The sequence below is a fragment of the Niabella beijingensis genome (assembly GCF_020034665.1).
GTDB lineage: Bacteria > Bacteroidota > Bacteroidia > Chitinophagales > Chitinophagaceae > Niabella > Niabella beijingensis.
This window is the reverse complement of record NZ_JAIQDI010000002.1, coordinates 829,841-849,072: the sequence shown is the minus strand read 5'-3', so window position 1 is coordinate 849,072 and position 19,232 is coordinate 829,841. Positions and strand designations below refer to the sequence as shown.

The 19,232-nt window shown below is 48.7% G+C and carries 14 protein-coding genes; 6 read left to right on the top strand and 8 right to left on the bottom strand.

From position 1 onward, the window contains the following. The first annotated feature begins 13 nt into the window (after positions 1 to 13). Complete coding sequence (locus K7B07_RS19625; protein WP_223712235.1) at positions 14 to 673, top strand: DUF6624 domain-containing protein; 660 nt, start codon at positions 14 to 16, stop codon at positions 671 to 673. Positions 674 to 785: 112 nt separating this feature from the next. After that, positions 786 to 1,049: a hypothetical protein gene (locus K7B07_RS19620; protein ID WP_223712234.1), complete on the top strand. Its 264-nt coding sequence runs from the start codon at positions 786 to 788 to the stop codon at positions 1,047 to 1,049. Positions 1,050 to 1,126: 77 nt separating this feature from the next. Here K7B07_RS19620 and K7B07_RS19615 read toward each other — a convergent pair whose 3' ends face one another. Continuing rightward, positions 1,127 to 3,022, bottom strand: a complete 1,896-nt coding sequence (locus K7B07_RS19615) for an SH3 domain-containing protein (protein ID WP_223712233.1) — start codon at positions 3,020 to 3,022, stop codon at positions 1,127 to 1,129. 142 nt (positions 3,023 to 3,164) lie between these two features. Between K7B07_RS19615 and panD the strand changes: the two genes are divergently transcribed. Beyond that, on the top strand, positions 3,165 to 3,509 hold the full coding sequence (gene panD, locus K7B07_RS19610; RefSeq protein ID WP_223712232.1) for an aspartate 1-decarboxylase: 345 nt from the start codon (positions 3,165 to 3,167) through the stop codon (positions 3,507 to 3,509). Between the two features lie 57 nt (positions 3,510 to 3,566). Here panD and K7B07_RS19605 read toward each other — a convergent pair whose 3' ends face one another. The 6 genes from K7B07_RS19605 to K7B07_RS19580 form a co-directional block, all read right to left on the bottom strand. Further along, positions 3,567 to 4,931 carry an FHA domain-containing serine/threonine-protein kinase gene (locus K7B07_RS19605; protein ID WP_223712231.1) on the bottom strand — a complete coding sequence of 455 codons (1,365 nt, stop codon included), beginning with the start codon at positions 4,929 to 4,931 and terminating at the stop codon, positions 3,567 to 3,569. 8 nt (positions 4,932 to 4,939) lie between these two features. After that, positions 4,940 to 5,854 (bottom strand): hypothetical protein, encoded by a 915-nt coding sequence (locus K7B07_RS19600; protein WP_223712230.1) that lies wholly within the window; start codon positions 5,852 to 5,854, stop codon positions 4,940 to 4,942. 74 nt (positions 5,855 to 5,928) lie between these two features. Beyond that, the gene (locus K7B07_RS19595) at positions 5,929 to 9,975 is read right to left on the bottom strand and encodes an FtsW/RodA/SpoVE family cell cycle protein (protein WP_223712229.1); all 4,047 of its coding nucleotides are present in this window, start codon (positions 9,973 to 9,975) and stop codon (positions 5,929 to 5,931) included. A gap of 3 nt (positions 9,976 to 9,978) precedes the next feature. Next, a complete protein-coding gene (locus K7B07_RS19590; protein WP_223712228.1) occupies positions 9,979 to 11,106 on the bottom strand; it encodes a PP2C family protein-serine/threonine phosphatase in 1,128 nt (375 codons plus the stop codon). A gap of 93 nt (positions 11,107 to 11,199) precedes the next feature. Beyond that, positions 11,200 to 12,147 (bottom strand): hypothetical protein, encoded by a 948-nt coding sequence (locus K7B07_RS19585; RefSeq protein ID WP_223712227.1) that lies wholly within the window; start codon positions 12,145 to 12,147, stop codon positions 11,200 to 11,202. A 66-nt stretch (positions 12,148 to 12,213) separates the two neighbouring features. Further along, positions 12,214 to 13,728, bottom strand: coding sequence for a serine/threonine protein kinase (locus K7B07_RS19580; RefSeq protein WP_223712226.1), 1,515 nt, complete (start codon positions 13,726 to 13,728; stop codon positions 12,214 to 12,216). A 254-nt stretch (positions 13,729 to 13,982) separates the two neighbouring features. On the opposite strand from K7B07_RS19580, the gene K7B07_RS19575 reads away from it, so the two are divergent. The 3 genes from K7B07_RS19575 to pyk all read left to right on the top strand — a co-directional run bounded on the left by K7B07_RS19575 (position 13,983) and on the right by pyk (position 17,864). Continuing rightward, complete coding sequence (locus tag K7B07_RS19575) at positions 13,983 to 14,834, top strand: fructosamine kinase family protein (RefSeq protein ID WP_223712225.1); 852 nt, start codon at positions 13,983 to 13,985, stop codon at positions 14,832 to 14,834. A gap of 162 nt (positions 14,835 to 14,996) precedes the next feature. Then, positions 14,997 to 16,217 carry a 6-phosphofructokinase gene (locus tag K7B07_RS19570; protein ID WP_223712224.1) on the top strand — a complete coding sequence of 407 codons (1,221 nt, stop codon included), beginning with the start codon at positions 14,997 to 14,999 and terminating at the stop codon, positions 16,215 to 16,217. Positions 16,218 to 16,367: 150 nt separating this feature from the next. Continuing rightward, complete coding sequence (gene pyk / locus K7B07_RS19565) at positions 16,368 to 17,864, top strand: pyruvate kinase (protein WP_223712223.1); 1,497 nt, start codon at positions 16,368 to 16,370, stop codon at positions 17,862 to 17,864. 56 nt (positions 17,865 to 17,920) lie between these two features. On the opposite strand, the gene serA is transcribed toward pyk, so the two are convergent. After that, positions 17,921 to 19,159 carry a phosphoglycerate dehydrogenase gene (serA, locus tag K7B07_RS19560; protein ID WP_223712222.1) on the bottom strand — a complete coding sequence of 413 codons (1,239 nt, stop codon included), beginning with the start codon at positions 19,157 to 19,159 and terminating at the stop codon, positions 17,921 to 17,923. Between the last annotated feature and the right edge of the window lie 73 nt (positions 19,160 to 19,232).

Here is a 19,232-nt window from a genome sequence, read left to right as displayed (position 1 = left end):
AATAATTATAAATATGAAAAAACGGTACTGTTTCATTGCCACATTGTTGATCTGCATTTCCACCGCTGCTCAGGAAAAAACATACAATGCCGCATTGGCAAACGAATTAGCGGCAATGGTAAAAACCGACCAGATAGCCGCTAAGCCTCCGGCAGGCGCTTACAAGGATCTGGATAAGGCAGACTGGCAGCATTTTAAAGACAGTGTTTTCCAAACCCACAAAAAGCGGTTGGCGGTAATCTACCGCGATCACGGCTATCCGGGCTATGATCTTGTCGGCAAAGAGGGCGCATTCAATTTTTGGCTTATGGTACAACATTGTGATTTTGATCCGGCCTTTCAGCAACAGGTACTGGAGGGAATGCGGCAGCAGGTAGATAAAAAGAACGCGCCGGCTGATAAATACGGCTGGCTGACAGACCGCGTAAATCTCAATACCGGGAAGCCCCAAATCTACGGATCCCAGGTAACGTATAACACGGACAGTTGCCAGGCTTATCCTAAAAATTTATACGACAGCGTTCATGTTAACAAACGAAGGGCCCTACTGGGCATGGAGCCATTGGAAGCCTATCTCAATGCTATGTCTGAAATACACTTTGAAATGAACCGGGAATCCTATATGAAACAAGGCATTACCGGTCCAAAACGATATCCGCAAAACAAACAATAAAACCACAACTGAAACAATATGTTCCCTCATACTCCGGATTTTTAAGCTTTTATAAATTCCGGCTGATATTTTTAGCACAAAGTTTGTGTCATTAGGGAAATAAAGCCCTGATATGAAAAAGACATATACCCTCCTCCTCTCATTTTATATTGTTGCAGCGCTTATTGTTTTTGCGTTTGTAAGACTGAGCCCTGATCATCCCGACGGAACACCCGGCCTGGGCAGTACCACCCTCATTTTCTTTATGGTCTTTATCGGACTTCTTGTGCTGATCAATATCATCAAAGGGTTTACCGTCGGGAAAAATTTTTTCCTGGTTGCCCTCATCCACAGCATTGTACTCTTTATTACTTACTGGATCTTTCTGCGGCCCTGATGCCCTTACTGCAACAGTTCCGAAGCACAAACGCCCCGCAAAGCAGGGCGTTCATGAATTATTTAATGTGACGTTCTTTAATGGGTTACCACCACATCAAAATCGCCGGCATTGATGCGTAATGCTGTTGCAGCCGCATCGCTGATACGTGCCGCCGGTCCTTTTTTCTGTTTCAGGCTTTTTATATCACCCAGCACTTTGGCATACACGGAAGTGTTGGCATTGGGATTGGACAGCTTTACAATTGTGCCGGAGGGGATCCCGTCGATCAGCATGTAGTATTTCCCGTCATCCCAGCCTTTGTCTGTTTTAAACACCCCTGCATGTACCGACCGGTCTTTTGTAGCAGCCGCCCCCGTTTGTGTATCATATGCGGTTTTAAAATAGCCGCTCTCATCAAAACCTACAGCAGGCGGCGCTGTTTCAGCAACCGGGGCAGAAGAGACCGGCGCTTCAGTTTTTGTGCGGGGTTGTTTTTTGGATTCCGTTTTGGCAACAGCAGTTTCTTCAGGCGCGGCTTCCGCAACATTGTTGCTGCCTACCGGCCCTAAAAAGCGGGAAGCGATATACCCCGTAACACCTTCACCGGTGCGGACTGCAGCCCATTCGCTATTTACATCACGGGTTACCGTAACGATTTCATTGCTTTCTGCCCTGCCCACTACCGGTTCATTGGTTCCCGGACCTTTGCGGATGTTGATGCCGGTTCCTGTAATCGCCATTTGTTTTTCTGCCCGGGCTGCAGGCTGTTCTTTTTTAGCCACCGGCGGCGCCGGTTCAACGGAAGGATCAACAAGATACTGGCTGGCAGCATAGCCTTCGGTACCATCGCCTGTACGTACAACGGACCATTCGTCATTTACCCGGCGGATCAAAGTAAGCAGTTCATCCTTCTGTGCCTGCCCTACCACCGGCTGATCCGTGCCCGGACCTTTGCGGATATTTATATAGGTATCTGTTGCTGCCTTTACTTTTTTACCGGAGTTTTTTGCTGCTGCCGTTTTTGGAACTTCGCGCGTTTCAGTTACTGCACGATCTGCTGTTTCAAGAAACTGGGAAGCCATATAGCCCTTTTTTCCATCAGCAGTGCGGATCGCAGTCCATTCATCATTTATCCGGCGCGTTACAGTAACCACTTCATCTTTTTCCAGCCGGCCCACCACCGGCTGGTCGGTGCCCGGTCCCTTACGGATATTTACAGCTGAAGATACAGTTACTTTCGTGCCCGCCTTCAGATCGCTACCGCTTTTAGCAGTACTTTTCTCTTCTTCGGGCTGGGAAGCTGCCGGCTCAAGGAACTGAGCAGCCATATAGCCTTTTTTTCCGTCAGCTGTGCGGATCTCGGCCCACTCGCTGTTTACACGGCGTGTAACGGTAACCACTTCGTCCTTCTGAACCGTGCCTACTACCGCCTTATCGGTACCGGCACCCTTGCGGATGTTCACGGCCGAGGTTGCGGTAACTTTTTTACCGGCTTTAATATCAGCTCCTGAATTTGTGGCAGCGGTCTCTTTTTTATCCTCTTCTTTTTTTGCTGCATTATCGGTCATATAACCCACCAGCAGGTCCTGTCCCTTTGAAACCACGTCTTTCCGCAGTTTATTCCAGGACTTCAGGGTTTTGATGTCAACCCGGTTAAATTTCCTGCTGATCGTGGTCAGGTTATCCTTTGCACCGGCTTCATAATACACCGGAATCCCTTTTCTTGATTTTGTATTCAGGTTGGCAGCGGTAACCGGCACCCGGATCAGCTGGCCAATCCGTATATCCTGATTGGTTTTCAATCCGTTGGCCCTGGCAAGTGTTGAAAGGGAAATGCCGTACTTATTGCTTAGATACAATAACGACTCCCCGGAGGTAACTTTATGCTCAACAACAGTACCTTTGGAAGTAACTACTGCAGTCAGTCTTTTTTGCGCCTGGGCGGTTCCCAGTAGTAGAATTAATCCTGCCGTAACAATAAACGATTTCATGAGTTTCAAATATATCTTATAAAAAATCCTTACTAATTCACGAATTTACAATAATATTTAGAACTAAACAGCTTTAGAATTTGTTAACTAAATCATTGTACAGGATGAGTGTATATTTTGAAAACTGTACTTTTGCACCCCTATGTTTATTGAAGTTTTTAAATCCAAGATCCACAGAGCCGTGGTCACAGAGGCCTTTCTCAATTATATGGGCAGCATCACCATCGATGAAGCGCTGATGGAAGCGGCCAATCTCCTTGAGAATGAAAAGGTTCAGGTAGTAAATGTCAATAATGGCGAACGTCTGGAAACCTATGTGATCAAGGGCAAAAGAGGCTCCGGCACCATTTGCCTCAACGGACCTGCTGCACGCAAGGCCCAGGTAGGTGACCCGGTCATCATTATCTCCTATGCCATGATGAGCGTTGAAGAAGCCAAAAAACACCAGCCAACCATTGTTTTCCCCAAAGAAGGGAATAAACTGTAAACAAGGCCGTTATTCGCCAGGGCTGCTGCGTGTGCGCGACGGTAATTGTTGCAGGGCTTAGCCCTGATGAAAGATGAGTTTTGTATTTCCCAACCAGAAATAGTCGCCGTCCTTTAATGCCACTTCCGTTCTGTCGGAAAGACGTATGGAATTCTTTTCTGTATTGAAAAAGGTCCCGTTCTTACTCGGAGCCTTGTCCTGGAGAAAATAGGTATACTCCCCGTCGGTGTTGCGCCGGCGTAAAACCTGGCAATGATTTTTAGAGATGAACCGGTCGGATGTCCGGATGCTGAAATCGGCCGGCATGCCCGGCTGATCATTCCATCTGCCAACGGTAACCAGGTCCTTATTCAGAAAAAAGTGCTGTCCTTCGGTAAGGATATTGGGGGCTACTTCCAGGTAGGCTCCGGCGTTCTTTACCGGACCCGCGGGGTCAATATCGATCACTTCCGCTTCTTCCTCCGGGATCTCGATCTTACCATCCAGTCCGTCGTAAAAGAACCGGGCCAGCTCCCTGCCTGTTCTGAAACGCTTCAACGGATCCTTTTCCAGGCACCGGAGCACCAGCAGCTCCAGCCACGCAGGAATGTCGCAGCTATCCGGCCGCTGTCCCTCTCTCTGCTCCAGGGCTTCGATCCGTTTTTCACAGATATCCGGCACCGGAGCGCTTTTATGTTTTTCTTCCAGCGCGATCATTTCATTGGCCTGCTTATAATCCTTTACCGGAAACGGGACGCCGCCGGTCAGCAATTCATAAATCACGATCCCCAGACTGTAAATATCCGACGGCGTATCCACCAGTTGACCACGCCATTTCTCCGGGGCCTTGTACTCGGCCATGCCGTCTTCCTTCTTACTGTGCCTAACGGCATCAGGATCCACAAAAGACAAACCGAAATCGATAAGCACGTAGCGGTAGGATCCGTCCTCAATTTTGGAGCGGATGATATTCTTGGGGTTGATATCGTTATGGATAATGGCATTGCGGTTGATGATCACCGAATCGGAAACCCGGTGCCGGGGCGATGCGCCATAAGTATGGTAATGGTGGCAATAGCTGAGTGCAGCAGCCATCTGGGCGATCACATCCAGCGCGTCATCCACAGAAAAAGGGCCTTCGCGTTGCAGTACGGTTTCCAGTGTTTCGCCGTCCACAAACTCCATCTCAAGCGAGGGTTTATTATCCAGTATGTATTCTTCGTAGATCTTTACAATATGCGGATGATCCAGCCGCTTCAGGATCTCTACCTCATTCTTAAAATCCCGGTATTCTTTGGCGTCCTCGTTTTCCAGCACAAAATCCAGCTGTTTCAGCGCCACCACGTGTTCCGGGTCATCTTTGCTCCGCGCCTTGAATACGGCAGAAAAACCTCCGTGACCGATCACCTTCAGAATATCATATTTCGATGCCAGTTCCAGCATGTTCCTTTTTATTGGGTTAACAGAAAAAATTCCAGTACGATCTTATCATTAAAGCAAATGCTGTCTCCGTCCTTCAAAACATGCGGCACCGCTGCATTGCCCAGACTGATCCCCGAAAAATCATCCAGCGATGCATTAAAGATCTTGATCTTATGCGAGGGGTTGTTCAGGAATTTTGAGCGGTAAATCTTATAGGCCCCGATCTCTTTGTCGAAGACGATCATGGCATGCGAGCGGCTGATAAAATTGTTGATCTTGTATTGTTCTTCGTTTTGCTCTTCGATCCCCACAAATGCGATGTCGTTGTGAATTTTAGGACCGTTCTCAATTTTGGGATCCTTACCCCTCCCGATAAAATAATGCTTGCCCGAGGGTTCCAGGATATACTCCTGCTCCCAGGTGATGCCTTCAGTGGCCACTACGCGGGCTTTCAGTTTCCTCAGTGATTCCCCCGGTGTCAGCACTTCCACCCCTATCCCTTCTGTAATGGCCGTAACACGGGCGGTGTCGGGCGATTCATGGATCACTTCCACGCTCAGGGGCTCCAGGTACTGGATGCCCCGTGACCGGAATTCGCGCTTGATGCGGCTGATGAACTGCGGGTCTTTAACGAGGCTCATCAGGCCCACATTCTCAATCGCATTGTCCTTATACGCAGAATGAAATACCAGGCCGGAAATTTTTGTAGCGCTGTAACCCAGCATCCGCACCGTATTGCTGATGGCACCCAGGGTGATCTCCTTTAACGCTTCGATATTATCCACCCGTGGCGACGACGGCGCAGCAGGCGGTACCACCGGTACCACTTTTTTTCCGGAAGCCTCTTCCGCGGCCCTTGCCTTTTTTTCCACCTCACCAAAAGAAGGATCATCGGCGTTCAGCTTTTCCGAAAACTGTTCAAATTTTTTCTTAAACCAATTCATATTACTGGATTCAATGTTAATTATTATTTCAGCTACCGGCGGATAACTAAGGGCTGACAGCTAATTGCTGACAGCTAAAAATACCCGGCCGATTTTAATTGTTTCAATAGTTCAACCGCCAGTGTTTTTGCGTATTCCGAATTTCCGATCTCTTCGATCCGTATGGTAAAAGCCACCGGGGCCCTTAGCTTCGGCGAAGCTACAAAAAATGTATACCAGGAGTCCGTGACCCGTTTCAGCGCGGTTTTCCCGTCTGCCTTCCGGATCAGTTTATCGCGTTCGGGACTACCCGTTTTCCCATGTACCGTCAACCCCGAAGCGGCAGATACCTTAGCGGATTGCTCTTTCATAAATTCACCGATGAGTGGCGCGATCCGGGGCTCACTGGTAATGGACTGTTCCTTTTGCAGTGACAATTTGTTATTCCAGCTTTGAAACAGGAAACGGGAGGGTTGCAGCACGCCGCTATCGGCTATTACACCAGACATACGCGCCAGGTGCAGCGGTGTTGCAGCCAGCTCGCCCTGCCCCCAGGCCAGGTCGGAATACGGCGACTGCAGCCGTCTCCGTGTATTCATCAGCCGCTGGCTGTTAAAAATACTCTTACCTTTTGCAACAAATGTTCCCCACTCTTTGAAATAACGCTCGCTGTCGTAATCCTCCGGCCGCTGAAAATGAAAGCCACCCCGGTTCAGGATATTCATCCCCAAAGCATCATACAGGTTAAAAAGGGAAGTCTGCAAATTCTTATCGTTGGCCAGTTTGATAAAATAAACATTGCTGGAGCGGACGATGGCCGTACGCATATCCACATTCATGTTCACCGGCTCACCCTGATGGATCACCTCTGCGGGATAAATAAAATAACTGAACTGTGAGGCTGCAGTGCCATACTGGTTCATGGCAGCAGTGGCATCAATGATTTTCACCGTTGATCCCGGCCTGGAATTGAAAGTGATCCCCAGGTCCTGGGGCACGACCACCCGGTCCTGGAACAGTTGCCGGAAGATCGTACGGTAATCGGAAGGGTCGATATTGCTGATCAGCTTCAGATCCTTGTAGGAAGGTGCCGGATTGGACGCTGAGGCGAGCACATCACCGGTTGCTGCATTCAGCGCAACCACAGAAGTCCGGAACGGACCGGATGCCGCGGTATTCTGGATCACCGCATTGATCTTCTGGTTCAGCACCACGTCCAGCGACAGGCGGATGTCCTTATCCTTATTATTCTGCAGCTCTACCCATTTGCCATTTTTACCCTCCTTCAGAATCGGCGCCAATGCGCTGTAATCATATTTCACCAGCTCCGATTCCTTTTCGGTAACCGGCAGGAACCGGGCTTCCCGGTAGCGGTCGGATGTTTTCTGCGATGTGGTATAGGTAACATCAAATCCTTTCAGCAGGGTGTAATGGCGGTATTCGGCCGCATAACCCGCTTCTTCTTCGTTTGCGATCTCTTTATTGTAGTCGCCCAGCCAGAACAGCAGGTCCGCCCCGAACGGATAATACCGGTGCTGCTCCCGTTTCAGTTGTTCGGCATACAGAACCGGGTTGGCCCCCAGAGGAATGAGCTTGTTCTTAAACTGGTCAAAAGTCGCTTTGCTGGAAGTGGCCAGCAATACCCCGTTCTTATCATAAATATTGCCCGAGCGGATCTCGCGTAGGAAGATACCGATGCGTGGATTATAACTGTATTGCCAGGCACCTTTACGGTTCAGCACCAGGGACGGTTTTGTAATATATTCATCCGATTTATACTGGTACCAGAACAGGGTGCCGGTATAAAAAATCAGCACGGCAAAAAAGCTCAGGATCGCATAGGCATTCACATTATCAAAGTTCTTTTTCACGTATTCCATTTCCAGCGCATCCCCCCTTTCATGCGACAGTATCAGCACCAGAATAAAAGCAGCCAGCGTTATGATGATACCCGCATTCCCCTTACTGAGGAACGGAACTGAGATCCCTGTAAGCGGGATCAATCCCAGGGTACCTGCCGTGATCAGGAAAAACTGCAGCACAGTGGCAATAGCGATACCCGCCACAAGGTAGAAAAGAAACGGCTTTCCCGTTCTGCGCGCTGCGAGCAGGGAGCGATAGGTCAGTAATCCGAATGCCAGGAAAAGGGCGATCAGTGCTGTGATCCCCAACTCCTCCCCGATGCTTTCCAGGATCATATCCGTATGATAAGCGGGCATTACACTGGAATAACCCTGCCCCAGGCCCTGTCCGAAAAATCCTCCGGCATTCAGCGACCAGATCCCGTGCGCCACCTGATCCCCGCCAATGAGCTTATTCTCCCAGATATTCCGGAACATTCCGTTACGGTCGGCCAGCCGCTGTGTAAACTCAAATGGCAGGGTGGCCAGCAGGATAAAGGAAGAGATGATCAGAATGATAAAAAACACCGATTCGTACCGCTTTTTGAAAAAGGCGAATGCCAGTGTTCCCACGCAGGCTAGTGTGGCCAGGCCGGGAAGAAAATCATGCCGGGCATCATTGATGAACCGGGAAGTGATCGTCAGCAGCACCACATAGCTAACAGCAGCCAGCACCATTGCAAAGAATTCTTCTTTTGCAAATGAATAGAAGAACAGAAAGGTGAGACAAAGCACGATCGCAGGCCCCAGATCCCCCAGGGCCGCATAAACCGCCAGCAGGAAAACGAACAGCAGCAGCATCTTCAGGTTATTGCGCGTCAGCCAGCGGTTGTCCGGGATATTCCTGAAGTAATCGGAATTCACCGCGAAGTAAGCCGCAAAAAAAACGATCATTAAGAATTTGGACAATTCGCTTACCTGGAACCCGAACAGGTTCACTTTCACACCACTCCCTTCCGGACCGGTACCGATAAAGGCCAGCAGCAACATCAGTGCGATAGACAACAGCATCCAGGAATAGCCGCGGGGCGCTTTTAACCCGCCCGCCCCGGGCAGTAACGCATACACGGGATCGAACCACCGGGAATGATAAAAACGCATCACGGCCCTGTCCTTTAAAAAGAACAATACAACCGCTGCAAACAATAATACACCGGCTGCACATTTTGCCATACCGCTTCCGTGGATAATATCGCGCAGCGGGTCCTGCATGCTGTAAAGTGCCATGATCCCCGTACCCGAAAGGAAAAACAGCAACGGCAGGATGAACTGATCGCTCCGGTAATTCTTTAGCCACAGAATAAAGTGAAAGGCCCAGAACGCCAGCACGAATAATACCAGATTGGTGATGTATTCTTTCTTAAAATCGGCTGGCGTACGCACGGTAAAGATCTTGTCATTTTTGATCTGCCGGAACTCCGTCCGGTCCAGCAGCCTTATCAGATGCGGCTTTCCCGAAAAGTTGAAGGTCTGATCATTATCCATTGCTGCGATGCCTTTGGCGCCACCGAAATCATATCCGGGCTTCATGGCCGTTACCCGGTAGTTGCTGTGTTCTTTCAGGTTATAGAATTCATAGGCGCCGTTCTCATTTGTCCGGGCCAGGAACTCTGCCGGTGCATCAGCGGCTTTTGTACTCAGGGTATCATAATAATTGGAAGGAAAGATCTCCGTAAGTTTTACCAGCACTCCTTTTGCGGCACCTCCTTCGCTGCTGTCGGAGACGCCCAGGCGGACCTTGCCATGAATGGACAGTCTTGTTTTTGTGTTCTGAACGGCCACTTCATCCGGATAGGCTACCGGGTTTTTCAATTCCTGATCATACAGGGCACTGTCCATATCCAGTTGCGTAATGGCATTTAAAAAACGGAGTTTACCCGAAGGACTGGAAGTATTCAGAAAATCCGTTGCAGGGATCATCAGGCTGTTTTTGTTCAATGCCCCCAGGTTGGGCAGCACCCTTTCCTTTTCAACAAGCGTTTTGATCTTTCCCGCAATAAAACGGATATACGCCTCATCCGTAAAATAGCCACCTTTTGCAAAGAGCTGCTGCAGGGTAGCCGCCTGAACCGGCGCAGCCAGGTTGATCACTTTACCGCTTTCATACCCATAGTCCGTATTGATAAAATCCGCCTTCCTGTTCTGGTAATATTGAAATGCCATAATGCCCAGCAGCAGGGTGGCACCGAGTAAAAGAATACGTTCGGTTCTCCGGGGATATAAAACTATTTTTTTCTTCATGTGCTAGTAGCCTTGCAATGCATTCCGCCGGATACTGTCGCGATAGATCGTATCCGTTGCATTGATTAAAGTATCCAGATGTTGTAAATGGGCGCTGTCCGTCAGGGGCAGACTGTCCGGCCGTATCCCGGTAGTGTCCGGTAGTACCGCAGGCGGTGTCTCCTGCCCGCTAAAGAACGACCCTGTTCCCGGCCAGTTAGCCAGAAATCCAACGACGAACGCGATGATAACCGGAAGCACCGCTATTTTTTTTTTGGAGGAGCGCGTATTTATTTCAGTCATAATTTCATCAGATGAAGGTGGGGCTTCAGTAATCGGAACTTCGATCGCTGTTTTTGATCCTTTCTTACGCCCCGGCTTTTTCGGGGCAGCATAGGAAGCCAGTACTACGGTAATATTATCTTTTCCTCCCAGTTCATTGGCGGCATCGATCAGCTGCTGCGTTTTTTGCTGTAAGGTACCGGGGGCTGACAGCAACTGTACCATCTGTGCCTGTGTAACCAGGTCTGTTAATCCGTCGGAACAAAACAGCGCAATATCTCCGGGCAGAAAACTGTGTTCAATGCTGTCGAAATAATTATCAGAGTCATCCGCATCAAGGAAAAGTTCCCCGGCCATTTTGCTGATCTCATTTCTGCGCGGATGTTGCATCGCCTCTGCCTCGGTAAGATATCCGCTGTCTTCTTTCATTCCCACAGCAGAATGATCGCGGGTTATTTTCAGCATGTTCCCGTTACGGAATACATACCCCCGGCTGTCGCCCACATGCGCCACATACATCATTTCCTTATCGGCATCCAGCACAGCAACCGACATCACACAACTCATACGGTTCAGTGCTTCATTGGTTCTTCGTTGCTCAACGATCCGGTTGTTGGCGGCAATAGCTGCTTCTTTCAGCAGCTGCAGCGGTGCGCCAAAACTGAAATTCTGCAAATAATGTTCGATGGTCTCTTTTGCGATCGCTGCTGCTTCCGCCCCGCCCTCGTAGCCGCCCACACCGTCAATGGCGCCGATGAGCGCACGCGCGGGTGCATTCCAGAGCGCCGAAAGCGCAATGAAGTTATCTTCATTCTCCTCCCGTCTGCGTCCTACATCTGTTTGCCCGTATAAAACGATCTTCCTGCTCATGATTTCGTTTTAGATTGTAACAGAAATACCAGGACAATAAATACCAGCATTGCACTACCCAGCATACGCTATTTATTTTTGTTGCGCCATGATTTAAACCGTCCCTTTAAAATCCAGCTGAAAAATTCCACAGACAATGGTGGATTCATTCTTCAGCGGGTGCCATACGGGATTTTCACCTACCCTGCTCAGCTCCAGCTTTTGCTCGTTTACAAATGCGTCGGCAAACAGCGCGATGTAGAATGCCCGGGCAGCTTCTTCATATTTGATCATCACATGTTCTTTCTGCAGGCTTCCGCTCGGTTCATTGATACACAGCAAGGTTGCCGTACTGGTCATCCCGTCGATCTCCTTGGTGATCTTCAGTTGTTTTTCACGCATGGGGAAACTGTACCGTTGTTTGTTCAGCACAAACTGGATCGTAGCCAGCTTATCCGCCGGCGCACTGTTCCGCGAACCCGCGGGAGCCGCCTGCTGCGTGGTAAAATCGCCCAGGAATTCCCGGCGGAACTTTACCCGGAAATGTCCTTTGGAAAGGATATCAATGTTTGCAAAAGTGGTGGGGTTCAGATCATATTTTGAATACTTGGAATGTTTGCTGCTTACCGATACCTTAATGTGTTCGGATGAGAGCTCCGACCAGGATTTCTCAGAAGTCGGTGTGCTCACTACCTGGATCGTCCCCGGTTCAATTTCACTGTTATCAACCCCCCGTTCTGCGGGACAATACTGGAAATCCCAGAAGCTGCCGATCGGTTCATAGCGGGGATACTGCTCTTTGCGCTGATTGATATAATCATAAAATTCGTCGAGGATCCCCTCGGTAATGCCCGCCAGTCGCAGCTCTGCGTGCCGGTAATCCTCCGGCCGCATGAGGATGAGGTAGCTGCAGTCGTACATCATCCGCCGGTTAAAGGATTCCCGCTCCACCGTCTCTTTAAAGGAAACCAGTACCTGATCTACCAGCGCCTGATTGGTCAGCCGCAGTTCCTCTTCTTCTTCCTCATCCGGCAATAACCACTTTTTTAATCTGTCAAACATATTTTCAATTTGAAATTTATTATTTTAACCCTCTCTTCCCCCGGTACGTTCATCCGGCTGTTCCTTTTATAATTTTTCGATCCTGCGCTCCACAATCCGGGTAATCTTCATATCGCTATCAAAAACCATTGAAACATCAATATTGTAGGGGATCCAGTCATCTCCTTCATTCTGTTTTATCTTGTACAGCATGCTAAAGTCTACATAAGTATTCCCGTTCGGATTAAAGGTGAACACATAGGAAGAGCTGGTGATATCCGCTTCTGTGAAGCGCCATTTTCCATGATAGGCCGCACATTCTTTTTGTATCCGGGTCAGCACTTCATTCGACCGGTTATAGTATTGCTGCACGGTATCCCGGAAGAAACGCGACAAACTGCCGCAATCCTGCCGCATCCGGTAGTAATCGTTGATCTGGTTTTTAAGCGTTGCTTTCTTCATCCCAAGGTCTTCGCTGGTGACCACCTGCGTTGAGGTCATGGTGTCATTTTTTGCGTCCGTGGTATCCGCCGGCATTTCTTCAGCCGGTTGTTTGGGCGCCTGTTTACGGGAAGACGGACGGGTTACCGGCTTCTCCACCGGAGGCTTCTTCTCCCCGTTAACACCGAAAAGGGACAGGATCTCTTCTTTGTTCAATGCAAAAACGACGAGCCCCGCAACGATAAAAAACACCAGGAAAATATATCCGAAACGATTGGATCCTGTCCGTTGGGCAGGATGTGTCGATAACGGCGGGTAGATGGTCTCGATGGGTTGCGGCGGCACAGGGGTAAAGACGATCGTTTCATCTGCTTTTGTAGCCTGTGCATCGATCCGGCGCAGCTCCTTGCGGTCTTCAGGGTTCTTTGCCAGGTACAGCGCCAGCAACCCCTTCCAGGGCTCCGGAAGCACGCTGGTATCAATATTTTTACGTACGATGTTCTCCTGGATCTCAAAATCCGATATCCTGGAAGCATCATAAGGAGCATTACCGCTGACAAGATGATAGAAGGTAACGGCCAGTGAGTAGATATCCGTTTTATAGGTAAGCGTCTTTACGTCATATACCTGCTCCGGGCTCATATACATCAGTGTTCCCATGCGGGAGCCGGTTTGTGTTACCGTCACATTATCCCGGAGCTTGGCAATTCCAAAATCAAGTATTTTGATTTTACCCTCTTCTGTAAGAAAAAGATTGGACGGTTTGATATCCCGGTGAATGATATTTTTCCGGTGCGTGTACTGGAGCGCATCCACCAGATCGTTCCACCACTGGACCAGTTGCAGGTTGGAAAATTTTTCCCCGTCTTTCATCCGTTGCGAGAGGTCCTTCCCTTCGAGGTATTCCATGAGCATACAGGGGCACCCGTCCACCGTGGAATAATCATAGATATTGCGGATATGCGGATGATTCAGGTGTACCATCAGCTTCGCCTCGTTTTCAAAGCGGCTTACGATCTCCGGCATTTCGCAAAAACGTTGTTGCAGCACTTTTACCGCTGCTGGCTTTTGCAGGTAATTTTCTGCATACCAGATAGCGGCCATGCCTCCTTCCCCTAATTTGTACTTTAGTTTATAGCCGTTAATGGTCGTATTCTCCATTCCTTATATACTTGCTTGATCTGCCAACAATTTTTCTCCGGATATGCTTTCTGTCTTCTGTATCCAAACTTACTCCAAATATTTGGAACTGCCATACCCCTGATTAATACCCTTTTGGCTGTATTGTAACCTGTAAAGTAACAGCTCCCGGAGCCGGAATCTCTTAAAATTGGGATAAAACCGGCGAACGGCGGTTTAAAAACGGTCAATGCCGGTTCTGGTGCATTCACAGATCTGTGTTAATTTGCACTGACATGATTTCAAAGCCCTTACTCGATCAGCTGAAATTCCCGGTAACGGAGCAGGAGGTCATTCAAAGCGGACCGGTCAATCGGTGTCACCGCATTGCATCCGGCACCTCCAGCTATTTCCTCAAAGTGAACAACGCTTCCGGCTGTCCGATGCTGTTTGAAAAGGAATACAACGCGCTGAAAGCGCTCTCCGGCCGGAATGCCCTCAGGGTCCCGGAGCCACTGAAATGGGGCATTGCCGGTGAAGAGCAATACCTGCTTCTTGAGTGGATGGACACCGCTGCTCCCTTACCAAAAAGCTGGGAATTACTGGGCAGTGGTCTTGCACGTATCCACCGGGAAGGGGCGCCATATTTTGGTTTTTTTGAAGACAATTACCTGTCGGTGTGGCCGCAGGAAAACACAGTGACAGTCACATGGCCGGAGTTTTACGGCAACCACCGCATCCTGCCGCTCATCCGGGAGCTTTATCACTCCGGGATACTGACAAAAGCAGACAGTACCCTGGCAGAACGCTTTTGCAGGCGACTGCCGGAGCTGTTTCCTGATGAGCAGCCGGCGCTGTTGCACGGCGATCTGTGGAGCGGAAATATTCTCTTTACGATGCGTGGCGAGCCGGTTGTTGTTGACCCCGCCGTTTATTACGGGCACCGCGAAATGGATATTGGTATGACGCTCCTGTTCGGCGGATTTACGCAGGACTTCTACAGCTCTTATGAAGCGGTCTATCCGTTATCGTCCGGCTGGCGGCAGCGTTTGCCCTTCAGTCAGCTTTATCCCCTGCTGATCCATGCCTTCCTGTTCGGCGGAAATTATGTATCGTCGGTCCGGGCGGTGCTAAATCGATTTAGGTAATTCGTAAGATCAGCTGTTATTCCGCTGCAAATGGCAACTTCTTTTTGATATTTTTATACAAACAACTGTTATAGTTTAATAATCTTTAAATAACAGCAAACAGAACAGAATAAAAATCAATTTCACTTATATTTGCGCACTTAAGTTTAATAATAATTGTATATGGAGAAAAGTATCGTAATTCTGGCCGGCGGTGGTCCTGCCCCTGGTATTAACACAGTGATCGGCTCTGTAGCCAAAATCTTTTTAAAAGACGGCTACCGGGTCATTGGTCTGCACGACGGGTACAAAAACCTTTTCAATGGTAAAGGCCTGACCACTGATATTGATTTTAAGCTGGCAGACGACATTTTCAGCCGCGGAGGTTCTTTTCTCCGTATGAGCCGTTATAAACCAAAAGACGATGAATTCACCAGTGAATTTTTCGAAAAGAACAATATTAAATTACTGGTAACCATTGGTGGTGACGATACGGCATCTACAGCCAACCGTATCGCAAACTTCCTCACCAGCAAAAACGTGCCGGTTAAAAATATCCACGTTCCCAAAACCATTGACAACGACCTTCCGCTGCCTTACGGCCAGCCTACCTTTGGCTACCAGAGCGCAAGAGAAGAAGGTGTAAAACTGGGTAAGACCATTTATGAAGATGCCCGCACCTCCGGTAACTGGTTTGTGGTATCCGCAATGGGACGTGAGGCCGGTCACCTGGCCTTCGGTATTGGGGTAGCCTGTCATTATCCCATGATCGTGATCCCGGAAATGTTCAACAAAACAAAGCTCACGCTGGATAAGATCACCAAACTGATCGTGTCTTCCATTGTAAAAAGAAATATCCTGGGCATCCCGTATGGTGTTGCCGTGGTGAGTGAGGGGGTTTTCCACTTTATGAGCGATGATGATATCAAAGCCTCCGGCATCCAGTTCACGTATGATGACCACGGACATCCGGAGCTGGGCAATGTAAGTAAAGCACATATTTACAATATCCTGTTGCAGAATGAACTGAAAAAACTGAATATAGCGGTAAAAAGCCGTCCGGTGGAACTGGGCTACGAACTGCGTTGCCTGGCGCCTACCGCTTATGACCTGGAATATTGCACGTTCCTGGGTATTGGTGTTAAAAAGCTGTTTGACCAGGATATCACCGGCGCTGTTGTTACAGCAGATGCCACCGGTACTGTTAAACCGCTTTACCTGAAGGATGTAGCAGATGAGAAAGGGAAAGTGAAGCCCCGCCTGATCGACATGCAAAGCGCTGATGCGCAGACCGTATTTGCCGATGCACTTCACTACCTGACGGATGCCGACAAAGAAGCGGCGAAGCAGTACCTGCAGCACCCGGATGAATACCTGTTCAATAATATCCTGGAGTGGAACTAAAATAAAACCGGATTGATATTAAAACCGCCTTTAGTGTGCGGTTTTTTGTTTTAATTTGTAGATTCCGGTTTTGTTTGCCTGCTCCCGTTTTGAAATAATTGTCGGATATTTGCAGGTTTAATTTAACGCAAGCGTATTAATAAAGTTAAAATGACAGAAACTCAAAAAGTTCGAAAGAAAACATTGGTGGCTGCAGTTCCCAAGGACACTGATCACAGCTTTAACCGTACAAAAATAGTAGCGACCGTAGGTCCGGCATGCAATACTTACGAAAAACTGCTGGACCTGGTAAACGCCGGTGTAAACGTTTTCCGTTTAAATTTCTCCCATGGCGTACATGAGGAGAAGATACAGATCATCAATTACATCCGGGAGATCAACCGGAAAGAGAAAACAACGGTGGCCATCCTGGGTGATTTACAGGGCCCCAAGCTCCGTGTGGGTGAGATGGAAGGCGGCGGCGTGATTGTTGAGCCGGGCGACACCTTCATTTTTACCAATAAAAAAATGGTGGGCACCAAGGAAAAAATCTATATCTCCTACCCCAATTTCCACAAGGATGTAAAAGTGGGAAACAAAATAATGATCGATGACGGGAAACTGGAAGTGATCGTTCGAAAAATACTGTCCAACAATGATGTGAAAGTGGAGGTAATACTGGGCGGCTTTTTATCATCCAAAAAAGGAGTAAACCTGCCTGATACAAAAATTTCGCTCCCCGCTTTAACACCCAAAGATCTGGAAGATCTCAACCTGATCATCAAGGAACAGCTGGGCTGGGTGGCGCTTTCCTTCGTGCGCCAGGTGGAGGACATTAAACAGCTCCGCAAAATACTGGACAAACACAAGAGCAAGACCAAGATCATCGCGAAAATCGAAATGCCGGAAGCAATTCCCAATATCCGGGAGATCATCCATGCATCCGATGGTATCATGATCGCCCGCGGCGACCTGGGTGTGGAACTTCCCGTTGAGAAAGTTCCCCTGATCCAGAAAAGCATCATCCGCAAGTGCATTCACCGTGCCAAACCCGTGATCGTTGCCACACAGATGATGGAAAGCATGATCGACCGTTCAAAGCCCAACCGCAGCGAAATCACCGATGTGGCCAATGCGGTGCTTGAAGGTACCGATGCGGTAATGCTGAGTGCCGAAACCGCAAGCGGAAAACATCCGACACTGGTAGTGCAGACCATGCGCAAGATCATCCTGGAGATCGAAAAAACAGAATACCATTACGATCTCTCCAACGAGCTGCAGCCACAACCGCATTCTCCTTCCCTTTCCAGCGATGCGATCTGTTACAATGCCTGTAACCTGGCCAAGGATACAAGGGCCGATGCATTGATCGGGATGACGCAGAGTGGTTATACCGGCTTTATGCTGAGCAGCTACCGTCCGAAAGTTCCGCTGTATGTATTTACAAAAAATCATGCCCTCATCAATCAGCTCAGCCTGAGCTGGGGCATCCGTGCCTTTTTCTATGATGACGACCAGCACGATCTGGATACCATTTTCGCAGACCAGATCAATATCCTGAAAAAGAACGGCTTCCTGAAACGGGGTGATACGGCTGTAAGTACGGGCAGTACGCCGGTGCATCTGAAGCTGCATACCAATACGATAAAAGTTACAGAAGTACCATAAATAAAAAAGCCTCCGGATGGAGGCTTTTTTATTTTCTTCATCTATACAGTAACCCACTAGTAAACCAACCGGGTCTTAATCGTATGCTTGACATCATTGAGAATAGATGCGGCCTTTTTCGAAACACCTTTTTCCACATCCAGCACCACATAGCCGATCTCGTCGTTTGTTTTCAGGTACTGACCGGTGATATTGATATTGTTGTTGGACAACAGGGTATTGATCTCGGAAAGTACCCCCGGTTTGTTATAATGGATGTGCAGGATCCGGTGTACGCCTTCCTGCGAGGGCAGTGCCAGTGCAGGAACGGTATGTGATCCGTTTGAAATCCCCTTTTCAACAAAATTGAACAGCTTTGTGCTTACATCCACGCCAATATTCTCCTGCGCCTCTTCGGTGCTTCCCCCGATATGCGGCGTTAAAATAACATTGGGAAGGTGCTGCATCGGGCTGGTGAATTGATCCCCGTTCTTCTCCGGTTCCCAGGGAAATACATCCAGTGCCGCTCCGCTGATATGCCCTTCTTTAATAGCCTTGCTCAGGTCATCCAGGTCTACCACCTCGCCGCGTGCATAATTGATAAGGATGGCATTCTTTTTAAAATATTTCAGGTTATTTTTTGTGATCAGGTTTTTCGTCTGGGGCGTATCCGGCACGTGCAGCGTCACCACATCCGATTTCTGCAACAGGTCTTTCAGCGTTTTGGCATCTTTTGCATTTCCCAGCGGGAGTTTTATTTCTATATCATAGAACAGCACTTTCATACCCATGGCCTCCGCCAGCACGCTTACCTGGGAGCCGATATTTCCGTAACCGATAATACCCAGCGTTTTTCCGCGCAGCTCATAGCTGTTCTTTGAATCTTTCATCCACACCCCTTCATGCGCCGCCATGATCTTGTCCGGCAACCGGCGGATCAGCATCACCGCATTTGCGATCACCAGCTCCGCAACCGAACGGGTATTGCTGTAAGGCGCATTAAATACCACTACTCCTTTTTCGGTAGCTGCTGCCAGGTCCACCTGGTTCACTCCGATACAAAAACACCCGATGGCCTGCAGCTTTTCTGCGGCATCCAGTACTTTTTTGGTAATATGTGTTTTGGAACGGATTCCAAGAATATGAACGTTCTTGATCTCTTTGATCAGCTCTTCTTCCGAAAGAGCTTTTGTTAATTTCTCTACTTTCGAATACCCCTCATCCTTAAACCGTTGTACCGCGAGGTCGCTTATATTTTCCAGGAACAATATCCGGATCTTCTCTTTGGGATAGCTCGTCTCTTTTTTATTTGTCATACGGGCAAATATCCAAATAAGTTAACAAAAATTAAAATTTTATAGTGATTAGTTTCGGTCAGGTGCAGATAAG